Origin of the sequence: Pseudomonas sp. RGM 3321 (assembly GCF_022836805.1) — a bacterium.
Classification (GTDB): Bacteria; Pseudomonadota; Gammaproteobacteria; order Pseudomonadales; family Pseudomonadaceae; genus Aquipseudomonas.
In genome coordinates this window covers 1-12,187 of record NZ_JALHBH010000112.1, presented here as the reverse complement: position 1 = coordinate 12,187, position 12,187 = coordinate 1, and the positions used below count along the sequence as shown (strand labels likewise).

Sequence of the window (12,187 nt, the reverse complement as noted above, 5' to 3'; positions counted from 1 at the left end):
ACTCGCGATTGTCACCACGAGAATGTCATGCGTGCGAACACGCCTTCTGCGCGGTCGTCGCCAAAGACTTTCTCGCGGTACTGCACCGAGAAGTCGACATACGACTGTGGCGCCTTGTACGTGTCCTCGCGAAACCAGTAGCGCACGCCAGTGCCGACACCCAGCCCGCCAGCGTTGCCGGATGAAGTACTGCTGCGGCCACTGCTGTCGACTTCGCTGCGCATCTTCGAATCGTAGTCCACTGCGGCGACCACGTGTGGAAACACCACCAGCCTGGGGCTGATGCTGTCCAGACGAAAGCTGCGTCCGACCTGCCATTCACTGTTGAAATAGTTGCGTTTGTCCTGCAAATAACGGCCGCCCTCGGCATACAGCTGCGAGGTCCACCAGCTGGGCACGTCGACGCGCAAATCAGTACCTATGCTGGAACCATAGCCCAGACGTACCAGCCAGTCGCCGTCGGCGTTGGAGTTGCCCAAGGGAAAGGTACGCTCAAAGGCACCGATGACGTTGACTGAGCTGAACGGCTTGACCCTGATCCCCAGCGCTCCCTGCAATGCATCCGCACCGGTGTCGGAGTCGCCGTTCTTGCTCCACAACGTGTCGGTCACGCGCCCGTAAAGCTCGACGAAGCGCGCATTGCGGTAGCCCAGTGGTCGCCAGAACACTTCGGTGCTGTTCTGCACACTGTCAGTGTTGCTGCTCGGTGCGCCGTTCAGGCCGCTGCTGGTGCTGGCACCGCGGTACGTCGTGGTGTTGGTCAAACCCCATTCACGGGACAGATCGGAAACGGCGCGCCGGGTGTCGAACACCTGTTGCGCGGGCATCTGCAAATCACCGGCCTGCTGATAGTCGAGCACGCGTTTGAAGTAGGCGATGGCCTGCACGTCGTCCGGTGTACGCATGGCGCTGTAGGCCGCGTCCTGGACTTCACGCGGCTTGAGCCCGGAGCTGCGGTCGACCCGTTTGAACTCGTTCAGCGCGCCACGATCGTTGCCCGCCTGGCTGAGGAAGTAGGCAATCTGCACTTCATCGCCGGGTTGCAGTTCGCCCGCATCGCGAGCTTTCTGCAGACGTTGCAGCGCCTCACCCGGCTGGCCCATCGCTGCGTACAAGGAAGCTTGCTCGCGCAGTGGCAGATTACCCACGGCGAGTGCCTGAGCGAAGTCCTGACGCGCACCGTCCTGATCGCCCAGGCGTTGACGCATTTGTCCGCGCTGGACGAGCAGGGTGGCGTCGTTGCCATTCAGCGCCAGCGCTTCGGTAGCCGCAGAGCGCGCTTCGGCATATTGCCCTTGGGCAATCAGGGCGCTGACCAGCAGCTTTCGGTAAGCCATTTGTTTCGGAAAACTGCGAACAGCCTCCCGCGCCTCGCTGACTGCGGTGTCGTTATCTCCGCGTGCCAGTGCCTTATAACCGGTGGCCGCCTTGTCGACCGCTGCCTGTTCCTGAATCGCTTGCCGACGGCGAGTCAAAACCGGCTGTGGACCGACTGCCTGCTCTGCATCGTTGATTGCCAGCTGTGCTTCGTCCAGACGCTGCTGACGTTGCAGCGCCTCGATCAGCATCATGCGGTAATCGAGATTTTTTGGTGCCTGTGCAATGGCCTTGCGCGCATGGTTTGCCGAGCCGTCATAGTCGCGCTTGGCGTACGCGCGCAGCGCCTGGTTGCCCTCCAGGTACCCCGGTTTTGGGCGAGCCTTGGGGAAGCGCTGCGGGTGATCGCGTCGGTATTTATCGCGCTCGGCCAAGGCAATCAGATCGCGCAACTGGTCGGCATCCGCACGCTGGCGCAATGCCTCTCGCGCTTTGGCAATAGCGAGGTCGTAGTCTTTGCGGTTGTAGGCCATGTAGGCTTCGTTGGCGATGGCATAGGCAGGACCGGTCAACGGCAAAGGCAGTGTTTCTGCCTGGCTGAGTGGTGCAACAAGACTCAGGCCGCTCACCAGCAGCGACAGGATGAAGGGGCGCTTCATAGTGGCTGCTCCGTATGATCGTCAGATCGGTAATGGTTGTGTTGACGCGCCACTGCCTGCTCGATGGTTTCTCGGGGCAGCACGCCGATGTCGACCAGGTAATCGCCGATCCGGCCATGCACATGCGGGCGGTAGCTGAGCATGGCTTTCTGGAATACTTCGCGGTCCAACAGGCCTTGCTCGATCAGCAGGTCGCCCAGCAGCGGGGCAGTGGCTGGCAATGGTTGGCCCTCGACTACCTGAAGCTGACGCAACTGCGCGACGATGTCGCTTTCACGCGCAATCAACTGCACCGGCTCGGCACCCAGTTGCCCGGTAATCTGTTGCAGACCTTCATCCGTCAGCGGGCTGGCCACGGCAATTTCCTGACGGCCCAGCGCATTCATTTGCAACGGCACAACGCGCCAGCGCAGGCAGAACTCATCGGCCAGGACGCTGGTTGCCGAACGTTTGCCAGCGATGTCGAAGACCCGCGGCAGGTCGTTCTGAAAGGCGATGGCCTCAGCCAGGGTCTCGTCATCGAGCCAGCCATGACTCAACAGAATCCGGCCCAGTGGCACCTGGCGAGTCTGTTGCTCAGTCAGTGCGGTCTGCAGTTTTTCGTCGTTGATGGCCTGCCATGAAAGCAGCACGCTACCCAGACGACGTGGCGCGACGGCCACCAGATCGGTAGACGGAAAGTCATGCATGGTCTTGTCCCAGACCAGCTTGCGGTTGAGCACTTTGCCCACCAGAAACATGCGCCAGGCGCGTGCCGCAGCCATGAAGTTGACGAAGTTGCCCACCACCATGCGCGGTATGGACAGCAAGCCGTGCTGCCAGCCGTACAGAACGGTGGTGAAGTAGCAGCGGTGCAGAATTCGCCACAGCAATGCGATGCCGTTGGCCACCAGCAGGTACTGAATGAGGCCGCTGGTTTCAAACGGTGTCGGAAAACTGGTGTTCCACAGGCCGCTTGAACGCAGAACTATCAACGCCAGCAACTGAATCAGAATCGCATAAGCCAGGATGCTGACGAACGAAGTCACTACGCCCTTGCGGTCCCGAAACAGCAGGTAACGGTTGGCCAGCGACCCGGTCCAGCCCATTTGCTCCCAGCCCTGTAAGCCGATGCCCAGGGTCCAGCGTGCTTTCTGGCGAAAGGCGGTACGGAAGGTGTCCGGGAAAAACTCACGCACACACAGCGGCATTTCCAGCGTCGACTCATACGGCTTGCGAAACCACGATTTGCGCAACACCCGAAATTGCACCGGGAAGCGCACAAAGATCGCCTGCATGCCGTATTTCGCCAGCCGCGCGCCTACATCGTAGTCTTCCGTCAGGCTTTCGGTATTGAAGGGCTGGTTCTGGTTTTCACCGGCCAGCACCATCAGTGCACGTCGCGAGAAGCAGGTGCCGACGCCCGCCGAAGGCACGGTATCTGTCATGCTTTCGCGCACCACCAGATCCTTGCCGTGCCATTCGGCAAACTCGTCCATGTAGGTGCCGGCAACCCATTCGTACCAGTTACGCTCCAGCGACACGACCGGTAACTGGATCATGTCCTTGCGTGGCAGCAGGTAATTGAACAGGCGCAGTTCAAGCGGGTGCAGCACATCTTCGCTGTCGTGCAGGATCGTCCCGGCAAACTGTACGGCGTGGGTTTTCTCGTACAGAAAAATCGCCTGGATGACCCAGTTCAGGCAGTCGGCCTTGCAGGTCGGGCCGGCGTGCGGCACCTCCACGCGGTGCAACTGCTTGTAACGACGACGCATGCGCTCCACTTCATCGATGGTGCGCTGGTCGTTGATGTAGGTGCCGACGAACACCACGTAGTTCTGGTAATCGAGCGTCGACACCATGTTTTCGATCATCGGCGCGATGACGTCGTATTCCAGCCAGGCCGGAACCATGATTGCCAGCGGCTGCTCGTCGCGGGCAATTAACTGCTCGGCGGTCAGTGGCCGATAGCGGCGTTCGGCGGTGAACTTGCGGTACAGCCGCCTGGCCCAGTACCAGATATCGATGAACAGGTCATCGATACTCGATACCAGGATAATCAGCCCGACAACGATCGTCGCGACTTCCAGCACGCTGTAGTAATGGGCCAGCCAGTAAGGCCAATAGAGCGACGTCATTGCGGCGGCCCGTTACGAGCGATTGCGACGGGCGCTACGGCCAGCCAGCAACAGGATGAGAAAGAGTACGATGCCAGCCGGAATCAGCCACAGCAGCGACGGTTTGCGCCAGGCGTCGAGGCCAGTGCTTTGCTCGTCTTCGATCATCTGGCTGCCGGTCGGATCCTTGGCGTCGAAGGTGGCGATCGGGCCGTTGTCAGCAAGCAGCGTGGCGTTGCCGCGCTCCAGCAGTAGCGGGCGCTCGAAAACCGGGGCCTGACCGCCAAGCGTGCGATAGATCATGCCGTGCTGGCCGCCCGCGTCGATCACTTGCAACGAGGCCAGGTGGTTGAGGGATTTGAGGTCGAGCAGCGTCTGCTCTTTGTGATTGATCAACAGATGCCCGTCGTTGCTGGCCTTGACCGACTCGGTGCCATCCTTGACTGGCAGTTCGAACGCCAGAAATGCTTTGGCGGGTGTCACGGCTACGCTGGCGTCATCGCTGACGCTGAGTTGCGCACGCAGCGGCGAGACGCCGGACGCGCTGGCGACGCGGATCACTTGCGGCAGGCTGCTGGCCGGGCGCTCAAGATAGGCCTTGGGCACCATTATCTGAGTGTCCGTAGCGAAGCGTGCTGCCATGCCCGAGAAGTTTTCGTCGGGAGTTATCTTGTCCAGTACCACATGGCTGGTCGGCAATACCGAGATCGGGAACGCCTGCGGCGTCTCCAGGCACTGGTTGCTGACCGGCTGACGCTGGAACGAGACGCGCAAGGTGTTCTGCGCTGCCAGTGCATATTGCGGAATTCTTGCTTCGATGCGCTCTTTCTTGCCATCGGCAGTCAGTTGCATCGCACCGATCAGGTAGTCGTTGAGAAACAGCGTCGCAACCGGTGGCGTTCCGGATGCGCCGGGGGCCGCAGCAACATCAATCATCGCGGTTACCGGTACGCGCCCGTTATAGGCCACGCTGCCCAGCGGGAACGAGGCGCTCCAGTCGGTTTTAGCCAGCACATCCACCGTGCCGGGCTTGCCGCCCAGGCGCGTCAGCGCTACGCGACCGTCTTCGCTGAGTGGCATCGCGGTTTCTTCACCGATGGTCAACTGGCGATTGCGCGCCAGTTTGTTCCACGCTGAACTGAACAGGCCGATGGCCTTGTTCGCCGACTCCGGCTTGATCATCAGCAGCGCGCGATTGCCCAGCAGGGCCAGACTCACGTCTTCGCTGCTGTTGGCGAGCGGTTGCTTGATATGACGTTCGCGCCACTGGCCCAGTGCGGCGGCGGCGGTTGCGTCAAGTCCTTGTACCTGTGCCTGAAGGGCGTTCAGAGCGTCGTCGATTGCCTTGAGCAGTTGCGGATCACTGATCGCAAGATCGCCCTGCAATGCCGGGGTCTGGCCAAGCATCAGCAATGCGCCGATCTGCGCCGGGTCGAGCAAGGTGTATTGGCCTTTGCCGTCAAGGCTGGCGAATGCCGGAATCTGCTTGAGTTCTGCCGGTATATTCAGGCCGCTCAAGTCCACACTGTCCTGCACGGCAGGAAACGGCAGGATACGCGCTTGTTTACCGATGCGTTCCAGCGCTACGCCCAGACGCCAGGCGGCATCGTAGCTGGCGCTCGACAAGGTGCCGGGGGCGACCAACAGGCCAGGTTTGCCGGGCAGTGCATTCCACGCCGCACCTACATCCTGCAACTGGCTGGCATCATAGCCGTAAGTCAGGCGCGTGTGCGGGTCGATGCGCAGCACATTGCCGATGGCGCGTTCGTCTTCGCAGAGCACTTTCGAGATCACAGAGGACCAGGCAATGCCCAGGCGCACCGAGCCGCTTTCCCGGGCTGCCTTGTCGACGCCCAGTACGGCACTGGCATTACCCTGTTCTTCGTTGAGGCCCAGCGCACGCACCGGATAACCGTCCAGCGACAGTAGCAGCGTGTTGCGGCCTGCTTCGCCATTCAGATAGCTGGCGTCAAAATTCAGCGTCGCATCCGTCAGCGGCACATTGGCGGGCACCGGCAGGTAAAGCTCACGGCGCGCATCAGTGGCACTGAGAATGATCGGGCGATCAATGCCCAGTTCCCGCAGCTCGATCACTCGCTCCTGACGACTGTCGGCAGTGATTCGGTTGATCGCCTGGGTCAACGGGCTTTCGGCAGCCAGGGCAAATGCAGGCATCAGAGCCAGCAGGCTCATCCCGCAGGCAAGGACGTTCAACGCGCCCATGTTTACGGCAACGGAAGATTTCATCGTGCAGATCTCGGTAAAGGCTCAAGGCCATTGGGTCTTGATACAGGCTGCCGGTCTGCTACAACGTTTTTCGGGCACTCGGTGCGAACCGGGTGCCCGTATCGTCTGCGGACTGCTTCCTGCGGATATGTTTGGGGTTCTTTTGCGCTACCTGCGCGTGTTTTCGCTAACCTGCCATCGAGCGCATCTGGTTATGCTGGTGCTGAGGCTGAGGCTGGATCAGCGTGTCGAGCTGCACATCTACCGGGTCGGAGCGGTAACGCGGCAGCTCGGCGACAAACTCATCCACCGGACGACCCATCAGGGCATCGACAATGCGCGCACTGGCCTTGCCGTCACCGTAAGGGTTGGCGGCATGGGAGGCTCTCTGCCACAGGGCGTCGTCATCAAACAGGGCATTCACGCCGCGAATGATCGCGTCGGTCTCGGTGCCTACCAACCGTACAGTACCCGCTGCGACTGCCTCGGGACGCTCGGTGACATCACGCATGACCAGCACCGGTTTGCCCAGCGACGGCGCTTCTTCCTGCACGCCGCCGGAGTCGGTAAGGATGACGTGGGCGCGTTGCATCAGGCGCACGAACGACAGGTAATCCAGAGGCTTGATCAGATGCACGTTAGGCAAGTCGCCCAGGTGCTCGGTGACCGGCCCCAGTACGTTGGGGTTCAGATGCACCGGGTAGACGATTTGTATGTCGTCGCGTCGGGCCAGTTCGCCCAGCGCCTTGCAGATATTCAGGAAGCCGTCGCCAAAATTCTCGCGCCGATGCCCGGTCACCACCAACACCCTGCGTTCAGGTACCAGAAATGAAAACTGGCGATCCAGTGCGTGGCGCAGTTGGCGGTTGCTGTCGATCCGCTGAGCCGTCAGGTGCAGGGCGTCGATCACGGTATTACCGGTCACGAACGAGATACCTTGCAGGCGCTCGCCCAGCACGTTGCGGCGCGACTCGGCCGTCGGTGCAAACAGATGATCGGAAATCAGATCGATGCAACGACGGTTCATCTCTTCAGGCCACGGCTGACGGATGTCGCCAGTGCGCAGGCCCGCTTCGACGTGGCCGATGGGGATGCGGCGATGAAAGGCCGACATGGCCGCCACCATTGCTGATGTGGTGTCGCCATGAACCAGCACCTTGTCCGGTTTCATCTCGTCCAGAATTGGATCGATAGCTGCGTAAAGCGCCGCAGTCAGGGAGTTCAGCGTCTGATCGGGGCGCATCACATCAAGGCTGTAATCGGCCTTGAGCTCGAACATGTCCAGCACCTGTTGCAGCATGCTCTGATGCTGTCCGGTGATGCAGATTCTCGAATCGATACCCGGCTCTGCGGCCAGTGCTCTGACCAACGGAGCCATCTTGATGGCCTCTGGACGAGTGCCGAATATAGAAAGGACCTTCATCCTCGGTTGCTGACCAGCCATTATTTCCTCCCGCGCTCTGAGCGCGCCGCGCAATAGCAAAGCCAGGCTGAGAGCAGCGTGACCAGCTGGCGAGTTAATGAATTTCTCGGGCGGGGAAGATCGGAGTGCGTAGCTCGATATTCACTTCAATGTGATGTAGCAATGTGCCTTGTTACCCGGAATTGTCGGGATTATTAGCAGAACAAAATAATAAAGCAAAACGTTTTATTAAGTATTTTTCAAAGTAATAGTTTTCAGGAACTTTGGTTTTTCGGGGTGGTCAGTTCAAGGTTAAAACTTTTGAAAAAACCGTTTCGGCCAATGGATGCGGGGGTTTTGTGGGTGAATGATAGCGTCGATCAGACTGTTTTCAAAGGTCGCTAATGTGCTGAAAGTCGCCATGATGGCAAAAAGTTCCAACAAAAATAGCCGTGCTGTGGCGTGCATCACTACAGCAGAATACTGACGCCTGATTAATGACAGGAAGAGTGAAGGTGTTCACAAAATTGGCGCTGATATAATGACAGTGTGGAACTTTGCTTTTGTATCGAGTTTGAGGTTCTGGCAGGTAGACGGGATGTTAAGGAATAGCTTACATACCGCTGAAGTTAGGTGGCCAGCACTATTGAGTTGTAGCAGCAATGCAGGAAATTGCCCAGTTATTAAATGAGAATGATTAGCGAACCCCTCCAAATGAGGGGTCGCGGTGCAGAACGCAATCAGCCTTCTGACCCGGCAGGCTCCGACAGCTCGCTGAGCGCAGTCGCGTTGTTTTTGAAGGCGGCGGCAAAGACGGCGCGATTTTTCGCCATGTAGATACTCGCATCCTCTGCATGCTTTTCCGAGATCCCCGGCACGTTCTTGATCAGGACGTCGGTGAGAAGCTCGGCCAGCTCGAGCATTTGATCGTGCGCATCGGCGAGTTTACGGTCCACGAAAGTAGTCTCCAGATCGCGGGTACTGCGGTAAAGGGTTTCAACAGCCATTTTGGCCTCGTCGTGTTATCCAGTGTTGAAAGGGCTAGACCCGGACGTTCAGCGCTTCACGCTCTGACCAGCGGGTATGCAAAAGCATTGATCCTGCAAGACCAGCATGCCGGTCAGGTGTAGCGGGGCGCTGCATGCATATGCATATGAGGGTCTGCATGAAGGCCGCTCTCCGACGCATCGGCGTTGAAGGTGATTTCTTGATTACTGTGTTTTTATACAGTAAAAAGCCTGCGCCAATCAACCCCTCCTTGAATAGTGGCGTTTAAGCATCTTTTTTGCGCTGCAAATGTGCCTTGCGACAACCCGTCGCGCTCTCAACCATAGCCTATGGCCCTGTTCCTGCTTTAAAAAGCAGGTCACAAAGGTGTTACCAGTACCCGGCATCATCCGGTCGGCATAAACGAAGGTTCAGAGGTAGAGCGTCATGGGAAACAAATGGGCAGTAAAGATAAGACACCGCGTGCATGGCCAGGCCGAGTCACTGGGTAATCTCTGCGTCGAGAGCTTTCACTTTCTGGCGCTGTTCGCGATTGGCGCGATCACTGCCTGGGCGTCAGTGGTTGCGTTCCTGGGCATGGTCGAGAAAGGCAACGTCACGGTCGATGACATCCTGCTGCTGTTCATCTACCTGGAACTGGGGGCGATGACCGGGATTTATTTCAAGACCAACCACATGCCCGTTCGATTCCTGATCTACGTTGCGATCACTGCACTGACCCGCCTGCTGATTTCCGACGTGTCCCACCACAACCCGCCGGACATTGGCATCATCTACCTGTGTGGCGGCATTCTGTTGCTGGCGTTTGCAATTCTGGTGGTGCGCTACGCGTCGTACAAATACCCGTCGGCGAAGATTCCCGACTCGTCCAGTTCGGTCAAAGGCGCTGTGACCGAAGAGAAAGGCGAGGTCTGATCGAGACACTGGCGGCATCGGTGATCGATGCCGCCAGTACGTTGCTATTGAAGTCGCCTGTCAGTTAAGCCACACACCGGCACGCCAGTGCCAGCCGTCTCCGGCGCTTTCCCAGTGCGGATGCACATAGTGGTAGCCGGGCCGTTCGGCCTCCCAGTGACCATGAACCGGCACGAATCGCTGCCCGTTCCAGTGCCAGTAACCGCGTGCCCAGATGTAGCCGGGACGAGGTGCCGGTTCCACTTCTATTACCCGCTCAGGGGGTGGTTGCGGCGCGATGACTTCTTCGACGTATTCATGATGTACGTGTGGTCGCTCATGGACTACCCGCTCTTCGACACAGCCTGACGCTATCGCAAGTGATGCGATCAATACCCCATACCTCAAGAACATGTTGCCTCCTCGGAATCATCCGCAGGTGCAGTGGCGCTGAACGCAATGCCCAGTCGCTCGAATGTTTCTGCGCAAGGATGGTTGTAGCAGGATGTATCTGTACTTTTGCTGAAGAGGTGGGAGAGCGGATGGTGGCGTATGGCCGTGATGTTTGGCGTGTTCTAGACCGTGCAGGTGTCAGGGCATAGGACCTTTCTGACAGTCACAGCCCTACCCCTTGTATGACGTTGCTGAAGATGGCAGTCGTGCCCCTATGCTTGGGTATTCACTGCCAATGTCCTTCCCTTACGCTTTGAATCCTCAACTCTCTGAGGGCAGGAAGCCAGGACTCAGTCGCACGTAAGGGACAACCTGTGATCACCCATAACATCACCGTACCGGTCGCTACCAGCCAGCGGCTTGCAGTCAATCTGACGCTGCCATGGTTCATTCAGAAAACCGAGTTCACGCCAGTATCAGCCGTCTACGAACCTTTGATAAACGGTGAAGATACCTTTCGCGCTGTGCATCAGGCGATTGATAGCGCCAAGGCGTCCATCGACATCGTCTGTTGGGGCTTTCAGCCCTCAATGTATTTCATCCGCGACGGGTGCCATCCCTGCATCGGTGAACTGCTCATGCTCAAAGCGGCGCAGGGCGTAAAGGTCCGCGTGCTTGCATGGGAAATGCCGTTCAACAGCGCGGGGGTGGCCTGGTGAAGCCAATTTGCCGGGCAAGGGGCCAATACGCATCAAGGACCGGGTCTTGCAAAACTCGACTCGGGCTCAGTACGACTATGACCGTGACTGGTTCAACCATTACGCCGTGGCAGACGAGCAGGCCGCTCGACGTGTCGCAGACAATGTGCCGGTGCTGGTGAGCCGGGGTTTCAGTGTGCTGGAAAGAGCCGAAATCGACCATTGGGTGCAGTATCGAAGCATGGACCCGAACGTCAGTTGGCGTGCGCGTAAAGCCATGAGTGCAAGCGCGACACATCACCAGAAAAGCGTACTGGTCGACTACGAACTACCGGACGCCGTCGGTTTTGTCATGGGCCACAACATGCTGGACGAGTACTGGGACACCAACAGTCACTCGGCACTGAACCGCACTGAACCGCACCGAAGCGACCGCGCTCAATCCTGATCGCGGACCACGGGGTGCCCTGCCGCGCCAGGACATCTCCTGCAAGATATCCGGCCCTGTTCTTGAACACCTGCACTGCAACTTCGCCTGGGCATTGCGCAGGGAGACCGGTGAAGACCTGTTTCAGTCACGTCAGTCCATCGAAGCCGCATCCCGACTCACGTGTGACAGCGGCAGCCGGATAATGACTCAACTGCTGCGTACTCAGGCCCAGGAGCATGTGTACGACATCGAAAAGCTTTATCTGAATGCGGCCAACAATGTTTGCCAGTTTATCTACATCGAAAACCAGTATTTTCGCTGGGGACCGCTGGCCGAGAAAATCAAACAGATTGCAGAGCGACAAACCAGATGGGGGCGTGATCCGGCGCAGCACAACGCCATCCATTTATTCGTGATCACCAATGACACCAATGACGCGATCGGCATGGGCACGCTCAATACCCAGGAAATGCTCGCCCAATTGGGCCGCGCCGACGTCATCCCGGGCGTCACCCGACTGCTGCGCGTCAAACAGATCAAGGCAGACGCCCCACCGAAGCCTCAACCCGAAACCGCAAATGATCATGCAGGCCAGAGAAAGCTGGATGAGTGGCAGGCCGAGCAGGGCAGGAAAACCAGAGAGGCCGAAAACAGCACGGTGCAGGCGCGAGAAGTGCCCGGCCTGAAAGTCCATGTCTGCTCACTCGTTGCTCCCGACTCGCCCGAAGGTCAGCCATGGATGCCGGTGTACATCCATTCCAAACTGATGATCGTCGATGATGTATTCACCACACATGGGTCGGCCAACCTTAATACCCGAAGCATGATGGTTGGTAGCGAACTGAACATATGTCATGAGCATCCGGCGTTTAGCCGGCCGTTAAAGCAGCGGTTGTGGGATATGCATACGAATAGGACGGGGGCGCAGGATGAGCCATGACCTTGCCCCTGAAAAACGTATCCCTTGCCAGGTGCCTCAATAGCCGCAAGGATACGACATGACTAAGCTCAAGACAGACCGCGTTAAATACACCCTCGAGTTCAAGCTTGAGGCCGTGCGACTG

General features: G+C 58.5%; 7 protein-coding genes and 1 pseudogene. 2 read left to right on the top strand and 6 right to left on the bottom strand.

Going from position 1 to position 12,187, the window contains the following annotated elements:
- Positions 1 to 11: 11 nt before the first annotated feature.
- The 5 genes from RGM3321_RS15660 to RGM3321_RS15640 all read right to left on the bottom strand — a co-directional run bounded on the left by RGM3321_RS15660 (position 12) and on the right by RGM3321_RS15640 (position 8,707).
- Positions 12 to 1,976 carry a tetratricopeptide repeat protein gene (locus tag RGM3321_RS15660; RefSeq protein ID WP_244393815.1) on the bottom strand — a complete coding sequence of 655 codons (1,965 nt, stop codon included), beginning with the start codon at positions 1,974 to 1,976 and terminating at the stop codon, positions 12 to 14.
- Complete coding sequence (locus RGM3321_RS15655; protein WP_244393814.1) at positions 1,973 to 4,093, bottom strand: glycosyl transferase family protein; 2,121 nt, start codon at positions 4,091 to 4,093, stop codon at positions 1,973 to 1,975. Before RGM3321_RS15655 ends, RGM3321_RS15660 begins: the two co-directional genes overlap by 4 nt.
- Positions 4,094 to 4,105: 12 nt before the next feature.
- Positions 4,106 to 6,319 (bottom strand): cellulose biosynthesis cyclic di-GMP-binding regulatory protein BcsB, encoded by a 2,214-nt coding sequence (locus RGM3321_RS15650; protein WP_244393813.1) that lies wholly within the window; start codon positions 6,317 to 6,319, stop codon positions 4,106 to 4,108.
- Between the two features lie 166 nt (positions 6,320 to 6,485).
- Positions 6,486 to 7,742, bottom strand: coding sequence for a UDP-N-acetylglucosamine 2-epimerase (non-hydrolyzing) (gene wecB, locus RGM3321_RS15645; protein WP_244393812.1), 1,257 nt, complete (start codon positions 7,740 to 7,742; stop codon positions 6,486 to 6,488).
- A gap of 698 nt (positions 7,743 to 8,440) precedes the next feature.
- Entirely contained in the window at positions 8,441 to 8,707 is a 267-nt protein-coding gene (locus tag RGM3321_RS15640) for a YebG family protein (protein WP_244393811.1), read from the bottom strand.
- 427 nt (positions 8,708 to 9,134) lie between these two features.
- Here RGM3321_RS15640 and RGM3321_RS15635 point away from each other — a divergent pair, with 427 nt between their 5' ends.
- A complete protein-coding gene (locus RGM3321_RS15635; protein WP_054077840.1) occupies positions 9,135 to 9,623 on the top strand; it encodes a phosphate-starvation-inducible PsiE family protein in 489 nt (162 codons plus the stop codon).
- A gap of 60 nt (positions 9,624 to 9,683) precedes the next feature.
- Here the strand turns inward: RGM3321_RS15635 and RGM3321_RS15630 are convergent, their stop codons facing one another.
- The gene (locus RGM3321_RS15630) at positions 9,684 to 10,016 is read right to left on the bottom strand and encodes a YXWGXW repeat-containing protein (RefSeq protein ID WP_011167889.1); all 333 of its coding nucleotides are present in this window, start codon (positions 10,014 to 10,016) and stop codon (positions 9,684 to 9,686) included.
- Positions 10,017 to 10,369: 353 nt separating this feature from the next.
- Between RGM3321_RS15630 and RGM3321_RS28500 the strand changes: the two are divergent.
- Positions 10,370 to 12,063 (top strand): annotated as a pseudogene (locus RGM3321_RS28500) (phospholipase D-like domain-containing protein).
- The last annotated feature ends 124 nt before the right edge of the window (positions 12,064 to 12,187 follow it).

What these genes read in the sequence shown, in the direction of transcription:
- RGM3321_RS15660 (WP_244393815.1), bottom strand. Translation starts at nt 1,976, where the DNA reads ATGAAGCGCCCCTTCATCCTGTCGCTGCTGGTGAGCGGCCTGAGTCTT.
- RGM3321_RS15655 (WP_244393814.1), bottom strand. Translation starts at nt 4,093, where the DNA reads ATGACGTCGCTCTATTGGCCTTACTGGCTGGCCCATTACTACAGCGTG.
- RGM3321_RS15650 (WP_244393813.1), bottom strand. Translation starts at nt 6,319, where the DNA reads ATGAAATCTTCCGTTGCCGTAAACATGGGCGCGTTGAACGTCCTTGCC.
- wecB (WP_244393812.1), bottom strand. Translation starts at nt 7,742, where the DNA reads ATGGCTGGTCAGCAACCGAGGATGAAGGTCCTTTCTATATTCGGCACT.
- RGM3321_RS15640 (WP_244393811.1), bottom strand. Translation starts at nt 8,707, where the DNA reads ATGGCTGTTGAAACCCTTTACCGCAGTACCCGCGATCTGGAGACTACT.
- RGM3321_RS15635 (WP_054077840.1), top strand. Translation starts at nt 9,135, where the DNA reads ATGGGAAACAAATGGGCAGTAAAGATAAGACACCGCGTGCATGGCCAG.
- RGM3321_RS15630 (WP_011167889.1), bottom strand. Translation starts at nt 10,016, where the DNA reads ATGTTCTTGAGGTATGGGGTATTGATCGCATCACTTGCGATAGCGTCA.